We start from the raw sequence: 15,578 nt of genomic DNA, 5'->3' as shown, positions 1-15,578 counted from the left end.
CTCATCGCACGACCCGCCTGAACGGCTGAAGGAGAATTCCCCGATGACTTCCACCACCACCGACCTGCTGGCCGCCCTGGGCGTGCCGGCCGCCGCCGTCACCGGCGGCTCCATGACCGTCCGCAGCCCCATCGACGGCGCCGTGATCGGCGCGGTCCACGAGGCCAAGGCCGCCGACATGACCGCCGCGATCGCCAACGCGCAGCAGGCCTTCCTGGCCTGGCGCACCGTGCCGGCGCCCAAGCGCGGCGAACTCGTTCGCCTGTTCGGCGAGGAACTGCGCGCCAACAAGGCGGCGCTGGCCCGCCTGGTCTCGCTCGAAGCCGGCAAGGTGACCAGCGAAGGCGAAGGCGAAGTGCAGGAGATGATCGACATCTGCGACTTCGCCGTCGGCCTGTCGCGTCAGCTGCACGGCCTGACGATCGCCAGCGAGCGTCCCGGCCACCGCATGATGGAGCAGTACCTGCCGCTGGGCGTGGTGGGCATCATCTCGGCGTTCAACTTCCCCGTGGCGGTGTGGGCCTGGAACTCGGCGCTCGCGCTGGTCTGCGGCGACACCTGCGTCTGGAAGCCCAGCGAGAAGACCCCGCTGACGGCGCTCGCGACTCAGGCGCTGTTCGAGAAGGCCGTCGCGCGTTATGAGGGCGCGCCGAAGTTCCTGTCGCAGGTCCTGATCGGCGGCGCCGGCGTCGGCGAAGCGATGGTCGACGATGCGCGCGTGGCGCTGGTTTCGGCGACCGGCTCGACGCGCATGGGCCGCGCGGTCGGCCCGCGCGTCGCGGCGCGTTTTGGCCGTTGCCTGCTGGAGCTGGGCGGCAACAACGCCATCGTCGTCACGCCGAGCGCGGACCTGGACCTCGCCGTGCGCGGCATCCTGTTCGGCGCCTACGGCACGGCCGGCCAGCGTTGCACGACGACCCGCCGCGTGATCGCGCATGAATCCATCCATGACGAGCTCGTCGCCCGCCTGGACCGCGCCCGCGCGCAGCTCAAGATCGGCAGCCCGGTCGAGCCCGGCAACCTGATCGGCCCGCTGATCGACAAGGCCGCCTTCGACGCGATGCAATCGGCGCTGGCCGCCGCGCGTGAACAAGGCGGCGAGGTCAGCGGCGGCGAACGCGCGCTGGCGTCGCAATATCCGGAGGCGTTCTACGCGGTGCCGGCGCTGGTCCGCATGCCGGCGCAGTCGGCCATCGTGAAGCACGAGACCTTTGCCCCCATCCTGTACACGCTGAAGTACAAGACGCTGGACGAGGCGATCGCGCTGCAGAACGACGTGCCGCAGGGCCTGTCCTCGGCGATCTTCACCAACGACATCCGTGAAGCCGAAACCTTCGTCAGCGCCAGCGGTTCCGATTGCGGCATCGCCAACGTGAACATCGGCACCTCGGGCGCGGAGATCGGCGGCGCCTTCGGCGGCGAGAAGGAGACCGGCGGCGGCCGCGAATCCGGCTCGGACGCGTGGAAGGCCTACATGCGCCGCACGACCAACACGGTCAACTATTCGCGCGAGCTGCCGCTGGCGCAGGGTGTGAAGTTCGATGTCTGATCTGACGGCGGAATTGAAGGCCCGCGTGGCCGAAGCCGCCGGCAGCGGCGTCTTCCAGGTGTTGAGAGCCGCGCTCGGCGAGGGGGCGGCCTCCGCCGCCTTCGCCCGCGTGCAGGTGGTGCCGGGCCTGCGGCGTCCCGCGGGCGAGCGCGTGTCGCGCGCCGAGCTGGCGCAGGCGCTGAACATGGCGCTTTTCCTCGACGTCACCGATCGCGTGCCGATGGCCGCGGCCTACGTGGCCGACCTGCAGCGCGACGGGCAACAGCTGGTCTTCGACCACGGCGCGCTGCGCACGGTGGCGTGGCCGTCCGGCGCGCTGCCGCCGGGCGAGGCTGCGATCACGCGCGTGCTGCGTCCGCTGGGCTTCACGATGGCGGCGACGTATCCGCTGCCGCGCCTGAAGATGACCGGCCGCGCCTGGCGCCACGCCGACTTCCCCGAGGACATCGCGCAGTTCTTCGTCTCGGAACTGCACCCGGAGCGCTTCTCCGGCAGTTTCCAGGGTGCGGTGACGCGGGTGCTGGCGACGTCGCAGGACCCGCTGACACCGGGCGATCTGGCGCTGCTGGAACAGCTCGCGCGCGACGGCGATCTGCCGACGGCGTCCGCGGTGGCGCTCCTTCCCCAGCTGGTCGGCTGCTTCGCGCGGCAGCATGCGCTGTTCGAGGCGGACGACTACCAGGTGCTGCTCGCCGAGTCGGCCGAGATGGCCTGGATCGCGACCGAAGGCAACGCCTTCAACCACGCGACCGATCGCGTGGCCGACATCGAGTCGGTGGTTGCGGCACAGCGCGCGCTCGACCGGCCGGTGAAGGACGCGATCGAGACCTCCGCGACCGGGCGCGTGCGCCAGACCGCGTTCAAGGCGGCGCGCGTGATGCGCGAGTTCCTCGATCGCGGCCAGCGCGTGATGCTCGAAGTGCCGGGCAGCTTCCACGAATTCATCCAGCGCGCGCCGCTCGATGAGTCCGGTGCGCTGGACCTGGCCTTCGACGCGGGCAACGCGACCGGCATCTTCAAGATGACGGCCGGCGCGGCCAAGGACGCCGACACGACGGGCGAGGCCGCGGCGTGCTGAGCTTCCAGGCCGGCGGCTTCCTCGCGGAGGCCATCGCCGTCTGCGGCGAAGCATTCGTTCAGGTGGGCGCGGACATCGAGCCCCGCTTCCTGCAACCGGCGCGTTATGCCGCGGGGCGGGCCGCCGCGCTCGTGCGTCCGGGCAGTCGCGACGAGGCGGCGCGCGTGCTGGCGCTCGCGGCCGCCTGCGGGCTTCGCGTGGTGGTGCAGGGCGCGCACACCGGGCTGGTCCGCGCGGGCACGCCGGACGATGCGCACGGCGAGGTGCTGCTCAGCACCGAGCGGCTGCGCGAGGTCTTCGAACTCGACCTGCTCGATCGCACGCTGCGCGTGTCGTCGGGCTTCCGGCTGTCGGAGATCAACGAGCGTCTTGAGCCGCACGGCCTGTGGTTTCCCGTCGACCTCAGCGCCGATCCGTCGATCGGCGGCATGGTCGCGCACAACACCGGCGGCACGCGGATGCTGCGCTACGGTGACGTGCGCGCCAACACGCTGGCGCTGGAAGTCGTGCTGGCGGAGCCGGCGGGTCAGGTCTTGCGTCTGGGGCAGGGGCTGCAGAAGGACAACTCGGCGCTGGCGCTCGGACAGCTCTTCATCGGCTCGTCGGGCAGCCTGGGGCTGGTCAGCGAGGTGACGATCAAGCTCGCGCCCTTGCCGCGCCAGCGGGCCGTGGCGCTGGTGGCGCCGGCGTCGCTGGCGGAGGTGTTCCCGCTGTACGCCGACGTGATGCAGCGTTGGGGCGGGCTGGTCTCGGCCTTCGAAGGCATCAGTCGCGCGGCGCTCGAAGCCGGGTTGCATGGCCAGGATGTCGCGCGCTGGTTCGAAGGGCAATTGCCGGACTACGCCATGCTGATCGAACTCAGCAGCGAGCTGCCGGCGGATCAACTTGCGCTCGATAGGCTGCTGCAAGGCTGGCTCGAGGGCGAGTTCGAATCAGGGCGGGTGCGCGATGCCGTGCTCGACGCCGACGAGGCGATCTGGGGACTGCGCCATCGCATCAGCGAAGGACTACGGGTGCAGGGCAAGGTGATCGGGCTCGATCTCTCGCTGCCGCGCAAGCACTTCATGGCGTTCCGCGAGCGCGGGGCGGCGTGGCTGGCCGAGCGCTTCCCGCAGGTCCGGCTGGCCGACTTCGGCCACCTGGGCGATGGCGGGATGCACTTCAACATGGTGTGGCCGGCGACGGCTGGCGCGCTCACGCCGGAGCAAGAACTGACCCTGCGCGAGGGCCTGTACGCGCTGGTCGCGGCGCTGGGTGGATCGATCAGTGCGGAGCACGGGGTCGGGCCTCAACTGCAGGCGGCGTACCGGGCGCATTGGGAGCGGGTGGAGCCGGGGATGCTGGATTGGGCGAGGAGAGTACAGGTGTTGTGGGATCCGCACGCCCGTCTTGGAAAAGTGAGTTGGGGTGGTTGAATCGCTTGTCAGTGTTCAAAACCATGCTAAAGTCCGATTCCTCGCTGCAACGGAAGTTGTGACGGGGAAGAAATCCTGAAAGCCCAGGTGGCGGAATTGGTAGACGCACTAGTTTCAGGTACTAGCGGGTAACTCCGTGGAGGTTCGAGTCCTCTCCTGGGCACCAAATCTGAAAAGCCGGCTTCTAGCCGGCTTTTCTCATTCTGGCCGCCCAGGAAGTGATGTCCGGGGGACATCACGGGAGGACTCGAATGGTTTGGACCGTGAGGTCCAAACCGGGGTCGCGCTTGCGTGACCGAGTCCTCTCCTGCGGGGTCAGCGAGCGGAGTTGATGTGCTCCGGGGCTCCCCCGCCCACGCCGATCGTTTCCCTATGGCAAAGTCGGGCGAGCCTTCCGGATCCATATGCCGCCACGTAAACCCGCCACCATCATCGACGTTGCCCGAGAAGCGGGGGTCTCCATCAAGACGGTATCCCGGGTTCTGAATCAGGAGCCCGGTGTCCATACCGAGACCCGCGAGGCGGTCCTGAAGGTCGTTGCCGACCTCAAATACCGCCCGAAGCAATCCGCCCGCAGCCTCGCCGGCGGCCGCTCCTTCCTGATCGGCCTGCTGTACTACGACCCGTCCGCGGCCTTCGTCGGCGGTGTCCAGCAAGGCGCGACGCTGCGCTGCCGCGAAGCCGGCTACCACCTCGTCGTCGAGTCCCTCCACAACGACGCGCCCGACCTCGCGATGCAGGTCGACCGCATGGTCTCCGCGCTGCGCCCCGACGGCATGATCCTCACGCCCCCGCTGTGCGACCACCCCCAGGTCCTGGCCGCCTTGCGCGAGAGCCAGACCCCTTGCGTGCTGATCTCCCCCGCCGCCGACCAGCCCGACCACCCGAGCGTCCGCATGGACGACGTCCATGCCGCCGAGGAGATCACCAACCTGCTGATCAGCCTGGGCCACACCCGCATCGCGATCATCAAGGGGGCGAAGGAGCAGGTTGCTTCCAAGCGCCGGTACCAGGGCTACCTGTCCGCGTTGAAGGCGCACAAGCTGCCGCTCGACAAGGACCTGGTGGTGCAGGGCGACTTCACCTTCGACGCCGGTGTCGAGGCCGCCTATCAGCTGCTGAGCCGTCGCCAGCGTCCGACCGCGGTCTTCGCGAGCAACGACGACATGGCGCTGGGCGTGCTCGCCGCGGCGCAGCGCCTCGGCCTGGCGGTGCCGGGCGATCTCTCGATTGCCGGCTTCGACGACACACCCGCCGCCGCGCGCGTGTGGCCGCCGTTGACGACGGTGCGCCAGCCGATGGACGACATGGCGCGCGTCGCGGTGGACCTGCTGATCGGCGCGCCGCGCGATGCCGATCCGGATGTGGAAGCCGACGAGGCCGCCAAGCCCAGGCACCGCGTCCTGCCGCATGAGCTGGTCGTGCGCGACTCCACCGCGGTGCTCGGCACGACCACCGCGCCGCGCCTCAAGAAGGCCTGAGCGCTTCGAAGGCCCGAGGCCCGTCCTCACGACGAGCCTTCAGGCGGCCCGCCGCCCCGTCCGCGCGAGGAGTTGCTCGATCAACACCCGATGCGGCGGCAGATCCCGCAACGCATGCGCGCCGAGTTGCGCGATCGTCGCGAACTCCCGCCGGGCCTCCTCGCTGCGCATCAGCGCGGCGGCGCCGGTCCCGAGCTGGGTCTCGAATTCCATCCCGTAGAGCACGTACTGCCAGCTGGCCGGCAGGTACATCTCGACGTCGGTGATGAAGTCCAGCCGCTGCGGCGGCCGGCAGCGCCACATCGCGAGCTTCTCCTTCAGCGAATCCGTGAACGACGCCGGATCCGCGTTGTCGCGCCAGAACGCGGTGTCCGTGCGCCGCGTCAGTCCGTAGTGCAGCTTGATGAAGTCGACGATCCGCGCGTAGCGCTCCTTCATGAACGCGTTGAAGTGTTTCGCCACCGGCGCCGTGTCGCCGTTGAACGGGAACAGCTGCCCGATCAGATAGGCCGCCGTCTCGATGAGCCCGATGCCCGACGACTCCAGCGGCTCCAGGAACCCACCCGACAAGCCGACCGCCACGCAGTTCTTCACCCACTGCGTCTCGCGGTAGCCGATGTTGAGCGCGAGCTTGCGCGGCGTCAGCGCCTCCGACGCCGGGCCGATGTAGCGGCGCAGCGCGCGCTCCGCCTCGACGTCGTCGCAGTACCGGCTGCTGTAGACGTGACCGATCCCGCGGCGCTCCTGCAGCCCGATGTCCCAGATCCAGCCGTGGTCCTGCGCGCTGGCGATCGTGTACGACGCGATCGGCGCATCGGGCTTCGCATACGGCACCTGCATCGCCAAGGCGCTGTCGACGAACAGCACGTCGCTCATCGACTTGAACGGTGAGCCCAGCGCCTCGCCGATCAGCCGCGCGCGGAAGCCGCTGCAATCGACATACAGCCCGGCCGTCAGCGTGCCGGCCTCCTTCGTGTGCACCGCGGCGATCGCGCCCTGTTCATCGAGGGCCACGCGATCCACCGTCGCGATCACGCGCTTCACGCCGAGCGCCTGCCCGTGCTCCGCCAGCAGCGCGGCGAAGCGCCCCGCGTCGAAGTGATACGCATAGTTCAGCGGCCCGAGGAAGTCCCCGTCGCTCGCGCGTTTCGGTCCATGCCTGGCATCGGCCACCGCCTTCTGCAGCGTCACCGCCTCCGCGAACGCGCGCCCCTCGCCGGCCTCGCCCATCAGCCAGTACGGCAGCAGTTCCGGCGCGCCGGGGCGCTGGCTCGGCTGGCTGAACGGATGGAAGTAGTGATCGGCGCCGGGCGTCCCCGGCGGCCGCACCCAATGCTCGAAACGGATGCCCTGCTTGTACGTCGCCGAACAGGCCTCGAGGAACTCCGCCTCGGCGATGCCGATCGCCGACAGCGTGCCGCGGATCGACGGGAAGGTCCCTTCGCCCACGCCGATGATGCCGATGTCGCTGGACTCCACCAGCGTGATGCGGACGCCGCCGTGCGTGGTGCCGAGCTGTCGCGCGAGGAACGCGGCGGTCAGCCAGCCGGCCGTGCCGCCGCCGACGATGAGGATGTCCTGGATGGGCTGCATGCGCTTGTCTCCTGATGTTGTGGGGCGCGGTCCGATCTACGGGTAAATGATAGTGAGAAAAATGACAACGATGTCAATCGACCCGTTGACAGCGTTGTCATGCCTTGCCTACGATGCACTCAAATTACAAGAACAAGACCCGGAACAGAGCTTCGTATCGAAAGCCCACCAGGAGACAACATGACTGACCGCCTCATCCGCCGGCCGCGCCTCGGCCTGTCCACGCCTGTCCAGATCGCGGTCCTCGCGCTGATGGCCGGCGCCGCCCACGCCCAATCGACCGAAGCTCCCGCGCCTGCGCCGCAGGCCGAAAGCAGCAGCACCGCCGCGTCCTCGACCGACGCCAAGGAGAACAAGGCGCTGCCGCAGGTCGTCGTCACGGCGACCAAGCGCAGCACCTCGCTGCAGAAGACCCCGATCGCGGTGACCGCGATCAGCGCGTCGACCATCGACGACGCCCACGTCAAGAGCATGCTCGACGTGTTCAACCTCGTGCCCAGCATGCAGGGCACGGGGCAGGGCGACCACGGCATCGTGAGCATCACGCTGCGCGGCATCGGCAACGACTCGGCCAAGACCGAGTACGCCGACCCCGAGGTCGCGCTGTTCGTCGACGGCGTCTTCGCGCCGCGGCCCGAGGGCGCCGCGACCATGCTGTTCGACCTCGACGGCATCGAAGTGCTGCGCGGCCCGCAGGGCACGCTGTGGGGACGCAACTCCACCGTCGGCACGATCAACATGAAGACGGCCAAGCCGGTGTTGAAGGACAACACCGGCTACGTCGAGCTCGGCACCGGCAGCTACAACCGCCTGGGCGCGAAGGGCGCGATCAACATCCCGCTGGGCGACACGCTCGCCGCGCGCGTCGCGTTCATCCACGAGCAGCACGACGGCTACGTCGACTACCAGAAGCCCACGCAGTACACGCTGGCGCAGCAGCAGGCGGCGTACAACGCGGGCAACACGGCCGGCACCTTCCCGCCGTTCCAGCCGATCAACTACAACCTGTTCACCACCGGCGGACCGAAGTACAACGCGCAGGACCAGACCGCCGCGCGCCTGAGCTTCCTGTGGCAGCCGATCAAGGCCTTCCGCTGGGACGTGTCGGTCGAGCAGTTCGCCGACCGCGGCACGCCGGCGATGAGCCTGATGCAGACGCCGCGCGAAGGCCAGAAGTTCTGGTCCGCGCTGATCGACACGGCGCCGTCGCTCAAGCGCGACTCCACGTCGATCCGCAGCCGCGCGGAGTACGACATGGGCGGCATGTCGCTGGCCTACGTCGCGGGCTACACGCACTTCAAGGGCTCGGGCACCTACGACCAGGACCTCGGCGTGCAGATGCCGACCAGCTTCACGACCGGCGCCAACCACCAGGAAGACAACACCGTCTGGACCAGCTACCGCAGCCAGAGCCATGAGCTGACGCTGCAGAGCACGCAGAAGCAGACCATCGACTGGGTGCTGGGCCTGTACTACGCGGCCGAGGACAACGGCATCCGCTTCGACATCCCGATCATGAACGGGACGCAGCAGGGCACGGTGAGCTGGCAGGGCTCGTTCATCCAGCCCAAGGAGACGGTGGATTCGAAGGCCGCCTTCGGCCAGGCGACCTGGAACCTGACCGACGCGTTCCACGTGACCGGCGGCCTGCGCTACACGCACGACGACCGCAAGAACATCGGCGGCCGCGGCTGGACCTGGGCCTACAACGCGGCGGCGCCGCAGATCCCGCTCAATCCGACGATCGATCCCTCCGATCCGGCCAACGGCTACCAGGCCGGCAACATCAACGACGCGCACTACAAGGGCAGCAAGACCACCTGGCTGGCGCGCGCGACCTACGACATCGACAAGAACTCGATGGCCTACGGCAGCGTGTCCACCGGCTACAAGTCCGGCGGCACCGGCGACGGCGGCCTGCCCTATGGCCCGGAGACGCTCACCAACTACGAGATCGGCTACAAGACCTCGCTGCTGGACGGCCGCATGACCTTCAACGTCAGCGCGTACCACATGAAGTTCAAGGACTTCCAGTTCAGCGCGCCGGTGATCGTCAACGGCAACCGCCAGTTCGCGTACTCCAACGCGGAGGGTGCGAAGGTGTCCGGCCTCGAGATCGAGACCGCCTGGATGATCACCAACGACGACAAGCTGATGCTGTCGGCTTCGTACACGAAGACCAAGCTCGGCGCGCTGGTGGCCGCGTCCAACGACTACCAGCTGCCGACCTGCTTCGACCCGACGCTGGGCGGCACCTGCCTGAACGTCACCGGCAACGAGCTGCCGCACGCGCCGAAGGTGGCGATCCAGCTGATGTACGAACACGTCTTCCCGCTCGCCAACGGCGATCAGGTCGCGCCGCGCATCAGCTACCACTACCAGTCGGCCAACTGGCTGTCGGTGTTCAACCTGGGCGAGGGCGATCGGCAGAAGGCCTATTCGACGGCGGACATCAGCGTGCGCTACACGTCGAAGAAGAACTGGTATGTCGACGGCTTCGTGCGCAACGTCTCGGACGAGAAGATCAAGACCAGCGCCGGCAGCGCGGTCAGCTTCGCCAATCCGGTCTGGACCGCGCAGTACGCGGCGCCCCGCACCTTCGGCGTGAACGCGGGCTACAACTTCTGAGCGCTCGCTGTGCCGACTGTCCACCTGAACCGGCGATCGGCAGCGTGCGCGCTGCTGGCTGCCGGGGTGGCCGCCGCCGTTCCTGCCTCGCTCCCTGCGGCGGCCCAGGTGCTCCCGACGCGCACGCCGACCTCGGTGCTGCGCGTCGCCACATTCCCCGATCTCGATCGCGCCGCGATCGCCGCCGCGCCGCGCTGGCGCGCGCTGCATCCGGACGTCGAGCTCAAGTTGCTGTCGATGCAGTACGCCGATCACCACCTGTCGATGACGACCGCGCTGGCGACCGGCTCCGGCCTGCCCGACGTGATGGCCATCGACCTGCGCTACATCGGCAAGTTCGCCGGCTCGGGCGGATTCGTCGACCTGAACCAGGCGCCGTTCAACGCGGCCGCGCATGCGGACGAGTACGTCCGCTTCGCGATGGCGCAGGGCGTGGGGCCGACCGGCGCGCAGGTCGCGATCCCCGCCGACATCGGCCCCGGCACGCTGATCTACCGCAAGGACCTGCTCGACCGGGCCGGTGTCAGCGAGGCGGAGATCACCCGCGACTGGTCCTCGTACCTCGCCGCCGGCGAGCGCATCCGCAAGGCCACCGGCGCGTACCTGATGGCCGATGCGGCCGACCTGCGCGACATCGCGCTGCGCCAGGGGCTTCAGGACGGCGAGGGCCTCTACTTCGATGCGGAGGGCCGCGTGCTCGTCGAATCGGCCCGCTTCCGCCACGCGTTCGAGCTCGGCCGCGCCGCGCGCCGCGCGGGCCTGGACGCGCGCGCGATCGCGTGGACCAACGACTGGGCGGCCGGCTTCAAGCAGGGCCGCATCGCGACGCAGATGATGGGCGCGTGGCTCGTCGGCCAGCTGCGCAACTGGATCGCGCCGCAGACGGCGGGGCTGTGGCGCTCGGCGCCGCTGCCCGGCGGCGTGCAGGCGGCCTACGGCGGCTCGTTCTATGCGATCCCGAAGAAGGCCGCCAACAAGACGGCCGCCTGGGACTTCATCCGCTTGATGACGGCGGACGCGCAGGTGCAGCTCGAGTCGCTGAAGGTGCTCGACAGCTTCCCCGCGATGCGCGCGGTCCTGCGTGATCCGGTGATGGACGAGCCGATCGCCTTCCTTGGCGGCCAACGCGCGCGCCAGCTGTGGCGCGAGACCGCGTCGCAGATCCCCGCGATCCCGGTGAACCGCTTCGACGTGCTGGCCACGACGGTGATCCGCGACGAGTTCGAGCGCGTCATCGCCAAGGGCAAGGCCATCGCGGAGGCGCTGGCCGACGCGCGCCATCTCATCGAACGCCGCGCGCGCCGCCGCTGAGGTCACACGCATGTCCGCGCGTCGATTCCCCTCGCTGTCCGCACTGCGCTGGCCATCGTTCCGGTTGCCGGCGCTGCGCTCGCGGCGTCTCGCGCCATACCTGTTCATCGCGCCGTTCTTCGCGCTGTTCCTGGTGTTCAGCCTGTTCCCGCTGGTGTTCTCGATCTACCTGTCGCTGCAGCAGTGGAATCCGGCCGAGGGCCTGCACACGATGCACTGGGTCGGGCTGGAGAACTACGGCTACGCGCTCACCGACCCTTGGTTCTGGGATGCGCTCTACAACACCGCCTGGTTCGCGCTGGTGGCCGGCGTTCCGCAGCACCTGGTGGCACTGCCTCTGGCGTTCTTCATCCATCGCCGCTTCAAGCGCGGCCGGGACCTGATCGTCGGCGCGTATTTCGTCCCGTACATCACGTCGAGCGTCGCGATCGCGCTGATCTTCACCACGCTGTATTCCAAGGACTACGGCCTGATCAACGCCGCGTTGGCGGAACTGACGCGCATCCCCTTCATCGGCAGTCCGCTGGCCTCGCTGACGGCGCTGAAGGACGGCGGCATCGACTGGCTCGGAGACGCCGACGTCACGCGACCCGCCGTGGCCTTCGTCGTGTTCTGGCGCTACCTGGGCTGGAACCTCGTGCTCTATCTGTCGGGCCTGCAGGTCATCGACAAGGACCTCTACGAGGCGGCGACGCTGGACGGCGCGACCGAGTGGCAGCAGTTCTGGCACGTCACGCTGCCGCTGCTCAAGCCGATGATGTTCTTCGCGGTGACGCTGACGATCATCGGCAACCTGCAGCTGTTCGAGGAACCGTTCATCCTCGTCGACGGCGAGAAGGGCGTCGCGTCGTCGGTGATGACGACGGCGATCTTCATGTACCGGACGGCGTTCTCGGACGGCGACTTCGGCACCGCGTCGGCGATGTCGTGGTTGATGTTCGTGCTGATCGCCGTGCTGACCTGGGTCAACGCGCGGCTGTTCGGCCGCGATCCGCGGAGTCGCCATGGCACGCGGTAAGAAGAACTGGTTGGCCGCCCTGATCGTCGCCGGGGGCGCGCTGCTGCTCGTGGCTCCTCTGTACTTCACCTTCGTCTTCGCGACGCACGGTCGCACGGACATCTTCAACACGCCGCCGCCGCTGTGGTTCGGCGACGCCGCGCCGTCCAACCTGCGGCTGCTCGAGGAACGCCTGCCGTTCTGGCGCAACCTCGGCATGAGCCTTTACGTCGCGTCGATGACGACGGTGCTGAACCTGCTGTTGTGCTCGCTGGCCGGTTACGCCTTCGCGATCTACGAGTTCCGCTTCAAGCGCACGCTCTTCGCGATCGTGCTCGGCTCGATGATGCTGCCGGCTTTCCTGCACATGATCCCGAGCTTCATGGTGATGGACGCGCTGGGCTGGATCGACGAGCCCCGCGCGCTGTACGTGCCGGCGGCCGCGAGCGCGCTGGGCATCTTCCTGATGCGGCAGTACATCGGCTCGGCAATCCCGCCCGACCTGATCGACGCCGCGCGCATCGACGGCTGCGGCGAGCTGCGCATCTTCTGGAGCATCGTGCTGCCGCTGCTGACGCCCGCGCTGGGCACGCTGGGGCTGATCACCTTCATCGCGAGCTGGAACAATTTCGTCGCGCCGCTGGTCGTCATGCGCTCGGCCGAGAACTACACGCTGCCGCTCGCGCTGCGCTCGATGCAGGCGCCCAACAACACCGAATGGGGCGCGCTGATGATCGGCAGCGCCATCGCGATGCTGCCGCTGCTGGTGGCGTACTTCTTCAGCGCCCGGCGGCTGGTCGCCGGGCTGACCTCGGGAGCCGTGCGCGGCTGAGGCCGGCACGCTTCTCGCCACCGACCGCCGGAAACGCCATGTCTTCTCCCGCGATTCCTTCGACCTCCTCGATTCCCTCGATTCCCTCGATCCCTTCGACCACGACTGCCACCACCATGCACGCGAACGACGCCAACCCCGCCGCAGACACCGCCACCTTCCGATCCCTGATCCAGTCGTTGCCCGCGGACTTCCAATGGGGCTCCGCCACCAGCGCCGCGCAGATCGAGGGCGCGGCCCGCGAGGACGGCAAGGGCGAGTCGATCTGGGACCGCTTCTGCGCCCAGCCGGGCCGCATCAAGGACGCCTCCAACATCGACGTGGCCTGCGACCACTACCGCCGTTATCCCGAGGATGTGAAGCTGATGAAGTGGCTGGGGCTGGACGCCTACCGCTTCTCGTTCTCCTGGCCGCGCGTGCAGCCGCTGGGACGCGGCGCGTGGAACGAGGCCGGCTTCGCGTTCTATGACCGGCTGATCGACGAATTGCTCGCTGCGGGCATCAAGCCCAACGCGACGCTCTACCACTGGGACCTGCCGCAGGCGCTGGACGATTCGATCGGCGGGCTGCTGTCGCGCGACGTGGTCCCGCTGTTCGCCGAATACGCCGCCGAGATCGCGCGGCGCTTCGGCGACCGGTTGTCGACGATCGCCACGCTGAACGAGCCGTGGTGCTCGGCCACGCTGGGCTACGAGACGGCGCAGTTCGCGCCCGGCCACACCAACCGGGGCGAGGCCTACCAAGTCTCGCACCACCTGCTGATGATGCACGGCGCCGCGATGCAGGCGATGCGCGCGGTCGGTTCCAAGGCCCAGCTCGGCATCGTGCTGAACCACACGCCGTCCTTCCCGGCCGACCCGCTGAGCGAGGACGACCGCCGTGCCGCGCGCATCGACGACGGCACCAACGTGCGCTGGTACATGGACCCGGTGTTCCGCGGCCAGTACCCGGCGGACATCGTCGAACACCTGGGCGCCGACGCGCCGAAGATCCAGGACGGCGACCTCGCGCTGATCCAGCAGCCGCTGGACTTCCTGGGCATCAACTTCTACACCCGCAGCGTGCTCAACGGGCAGCAGCAGTTCGTGACGCCGCCGGGGGAGCTCGGCTTCACCGACATGGGCTGGGAGATCTACCCGCAGGCGCTGACCCAGCACCTGCTGCGCATCACGCGGGAGTACACGCCGCCGCCGATCGTCATCACCGAGAACGGCATGGCCAACGCGGACAGCGTCGTCGACGGCCGCGTGCCCGACGCGGCGCGCATCGCCTACCTGCGCGGCCACCTGGAAGCGCTGGCGCAGGCGGTGGCGCTGGGCGCGGACGTGCGTGGCTATTTCTATTGGAGCCTGCTGGACAACTTCGAGTGGAACTCGGGCTATCTCAAGCGCTTCGGGTTGTTTCACGTCGACTATGCGTCGCAGCAGCGGCTGGCCAAGGACAGTGCGCACTGGTATCGCGACGCGATCGCGGCATTCAAGGCCGGTCGCTGAAGGGCGCGTTGAGGGGGGCGTTGAGGGGCACGTTGAGCGCGACGCGCTAAACACCGGCCGCGACGACATCCGTCACCGGGATCCGGCGACGGACTGTGGCAGCATCCATGACTTTTCGGGGCAGGCGACCCACTTGCCCCGCGAAGGCATGGAGCATCGGTGAAGGAGCACAAGGCATGACACAGGGCGCAATGGCGCCGGCGCGGTTGCTGGCGGATGTGGGCGCGACGCACGTGCGTTTCGCCAGCCAGGGCGGTGCGGCCGAGCCGCTGGAACACGTGGCGCGGTATGTCTGCCAGGACTTCGACACGCTCGCGGACGCAATCTTCTATCACCTGCATCGCGAGGGCCTGCCGACGCCGCGCAGCTGCGCGATCGGCATCGCGACAGCGGTCACCGGCGACCACGTCCGGATGACCAATCACCACTGGAGCTTCTCCACGCGGGCGTTGCAGTCGGCGCTCGGGGCGGAGCGGCTGCTGGTGATCAATGACTTCACGGCGCTGGCGTTGGCGTTGCCGACGATCGGGCCGCAGTCCACGCGCAAGGTCGGTGGCGGCGAAGCCGTCGTCGGCGCGGCGCGTGGGTTGGTCGGACCAGGGACGGGATTGGGCGTCTCGGGGCTGTTGCCGTCCGAGGATGGAACCTCGATGGTCGCCGTCGGCGGCGAGGGCGGGCACGCGACGCTCTCGTCCTACGAGCCCGAGGAGCGCGCCGTGCTCGACCTGCTGCATCGCCGCTTCGGTCATGTGTCGGCGGAGCGCGCGGTGTCCGGGCCCGGGCTTGAAAATCTCTACACGGCGCTGGCCGAACTGCGCGGACTCAAGCTCGCACCCGGCGAAGGTCGGACCGCGCCAGCCATCACCGCCGCCGCGCTCGCCGGCGAACCCTTCAGCAGCGACGTCGTCAGCATGTTCTGCGCGCTGCTCGGCGACATCGCCGGCCACGTCGCACTCACGCTGGGGGCGCGCGGCGGGCTCTACATCGGCGGTGGCATCGTGCCTCGCCTCGGGGAGTGGTTCGATCGCAGCCCGTTCCGGGCGCGCTTCGAGACCTGCGGACGGCTGACCTCCTACCTGCGAGCCATCCCGACCTTCGTCGTGCATGAGGCCGATCAGGCGCCGTTGCTCGGGGCGAGTCGCGCGCTTGACCGGGATGTGTTGACGCACTGAGGGCGGTTGTCCTTCTTCGGCCGGGGCGT

At 68.8% G+C, this 15,578-nt stretch carries 11 protein-coding genes and 1 tRNA gene; 11 read left to right on the top strand and 1 reads right to left on the bottom strand.

What is annotated here, in order from left to right; translation table 11 throughout:
• Nucleotides 1-43 precede the first annotated feature (43 nt).
• From amaB to ACQ4L4_RS19000, 5 genes are all read left to right on the top strand, one after another.
• Nucleotides 44-1,549, top strand: a complete 1,506-nt coding sequence (gene amaB, locus ACQ4L4_RS19020; RefSeq protein WP_431100466.1) for an L-piperidine-6-carboxylate dehydrogenase — start codon at nt 44-46, stop codon at nt 1,547-1,549.
• The gene (locus tag ACQ4L4_RS19015) at nt 1,542-2,627 is read left to right on the top strand and encodes a 2-oxoadipate dioxygenase/decarboxylase family protein (protein ID WP_431100465.1); all 1,086 of its coding nucleotides are present in this window, start codon (nt 1,542-1,544) and stop codon (nt 2,625-2,627) included. Before amaB ends, ACQ4L4_RS19015 begins: the two co-directional genes overlap by 8 nt.
• Entirely contained in the window at nt 2,621-4,042 is a 1,422-nt protein-coding gene (locus ACQ4L4_RS19010) for an FAD-binding oxidoreductase (protein ID WP_431100464.1), read from the top strand. Before ACQ4L4_RS19015 ends, ACQ4L4_RS19010 begins: the two co-directional genes overlap by 7 nt.
• An 81-nt stretch (nt 4,043-4,123) precedes the next feature.
• A tRNA-Leu gene (locus ACQ4L4_RS19005) sits at nt 4,124-4,208 on the top strand.
• Nucleotides 4,209-4,446: 238 nt separating this feature from the next.
• Nucleotides 4,447-5,523, top strand: coding sequence for a LacI family DNA-binding transcriptional regulator (locus ACQ4L4_RS19000; RefSeq protein WP_431100463.1), 1,077 nt, complete (start codon nt 4,447-4,449; stop codon nt 5,521-5,523).
• Between the two features lie 39 nt (nt 5,524-5,562).
• Here the strand turns inward: ACQ4L4_RS19000 and ACQ4L4_RS18995 are convergent, their stop codons facing one another.
• Nucleotides 5,563-7,116 carry a tryptophan halogenase family protein gene (locus ACQ4L4_RS18995; protein WP_431100462.1) on the bottom strand — a complete coding sequence of 518 codons (1,554 nt, stop codon included), beginning with the start codon at nt 7,114-7,116 and terminating at the stop codon, nt 5,563-5,565.
• Nucleotides 7,117-7,296: 180 nt separating this feature from the next.
• On the opposite strand from ACQ4L4_RS18995, the gene ACQ4L4_RS18990 reads away from it, so the two are divergent.
• The 6 genes from ACQ4L4_RS18990 (at nt 7,297) to glk (ending at nt 15,549) form a co-directional block, all read left to right on the top strand.
• Nucleotides 7,297-9,744, top strand: a complete 2,448-nt coding sequence (locus ACQ4L4_RS18990; RefSeq protein WP_431100461.1) for a TonB-dependent receptor — start codon at nt 7,297-7,299, stop codon at nt 9,742-9,744.
• A gap of 9 nt (nt 9,745-9,753) precedes the next feature.
• The gene (locus tag ACQ4L4_RS18985) at nt 9,754-11,055 is read left to right on the top strand and encodes an ABC transporter substrate-binding protein (RefSeq protein ID WP_431100460.1); all 1,302 of its coding nucleotides are present in this window, start codon (nt 9,754-9,756) and stop codon (nt 11,053-11,055) included.
• 10 nt (nt 11,056-11,065) lie between these two features.
• Nucleotides 11,066-12,073 (top strand): carbohydrate ABC transporter permease, encoded by a 1,008-nt coding sequence (locus ACQ4L4_RS18980; RefSeq protein ID WP_431100459.1) that lies wholly within the window; start codon nt 11,066-11,068, stop codon nt 12,071-12,073.
• Nucleotides 12,060-12,884, top strand: coding sequence for a carbohydrate ABC transporter permease (locus ACQ4L4_RS18975; protein ID WP_431100458.1), 825 nt, complete (start codon nt 12,060-12,062; stop codon nt 12,882-12,884). The genes ACQ4L4_RS18980 and ACQ4L4_RS18975 overlap by 14 nt, the downstream gene beginning before the upstream one ends.
• Nucleotides 12,885-13,000: 116 nt before the next feature.
• Nucleotides 13,001-14,377 carry a GH1 family beta-glucosidase gene (locus ACQ4L4_RS18970; RefSeq protein WP_431100457.1) on the top strand — a complete coding sequence of 459 codons (1,377 nt, stop codon included), beginning with the start codon at nt 13,001-13,003 and terminating at the stop codon, nt 14,375-14,377.
• 176 nt (nt 14,378-14,553) lie between these two features.
• Nucleotides 14,554-15,549: a glucokinase gene (glk, locus tag ACQ4L4_RS18965; protein WP_431100456.1), complete on the top strand. Its 996-nt coding sequence runs from the start codon at nt 14,554-14,556 to the stop codon at nt 15,547-15,549.
• Nucleotides 15,550-15,578 lie beyond the last annotated feature (29 nt).

The sequence above is a fragment of the Roseateles noduli genome, from assembly GCF_050626985.1.
GTDB lineage: Bacteria > Pseudomonadota > Gammaproteobacteria > Burkholderiales > Burkholderiaceae_C > Roseateles > Roseateles noduli_A.
Note: the sequence above shows the minus strand (reverse complement) of the source record. Positions and strands in the feature narration are given on the sequence as shown.

What these genes read in the sequence shown, in the direction of transcription:
- amaB (WP_431100466.1), top strand. Translation starts at nt 44, where the DNA reads ATGACTTCCACCACCACCGACCTGCTGGCCGCCCTGGGCGTGCCGGCC.
- ACQ4L4_RS19015 (WP_431100465.1), top strand. Translation starts at nt 1,542, where the DNA reads ATGTCTGATCTGACGGCGGAATTGAAGGCCCGCGTGGCCGAAGCCGCC.
- ACQ4L4_RS19000 (WP_431100463.1), top strand. Translation starts at nt 4,447, where the DNA reads ATGCCGCCACGTAAACCCGCCACCATCATCGACGTTGCCCGAGAAGCG.
- ACQ4L4_RS18995 (WP_431100462.1), bottom strand. Translation starts at nt 7,116, where the DNA reads ATGCAGCCCATCCAGGACATCCTCATCGTCGGCGGCGGCACGGCCGGC.
- ACQ4L4_RS18990 (WP_431100461.1), top strand. Translation starts at nt 7,297, where the DNA reads ATGACTGACCGCCTCATCCGCCGGCCGCGCCTCGGCCTGTCCACGCCT.
- ACQ4L4_RS18980 (WP_431100459.1), top strand. Translation starts at nt 11,066, where the DNA reads ATGTCCGCGCGTCGATTCCCCTCGCTGTCCGCACTGCGCTGGCCATCG.
- ACQ4L4_RS18975 (WP_431100458.1), top strand. Translation starts at nt 12,060, where the DNA reads ATGGCACGCGGTAAGAAGAACTGGTTGGCCGCCCTGATCGTCGCCGGG.
- ACQ4L4_RS18970 (WP_431100457.1), top strand. Translation starts at nt 13,001, where the DNA reads ATGCACGCGAACGACGCCAACCCCGCCGCAGACACCGCCACCTTCCGA.
- glk (WP_431100456.1), top strand. Translation starts at nt 14,554, where the DNA reads ATGACACAGGGCGCAATGGCGCCGGCGCGGTTGCTGGCGGATGTGGGC.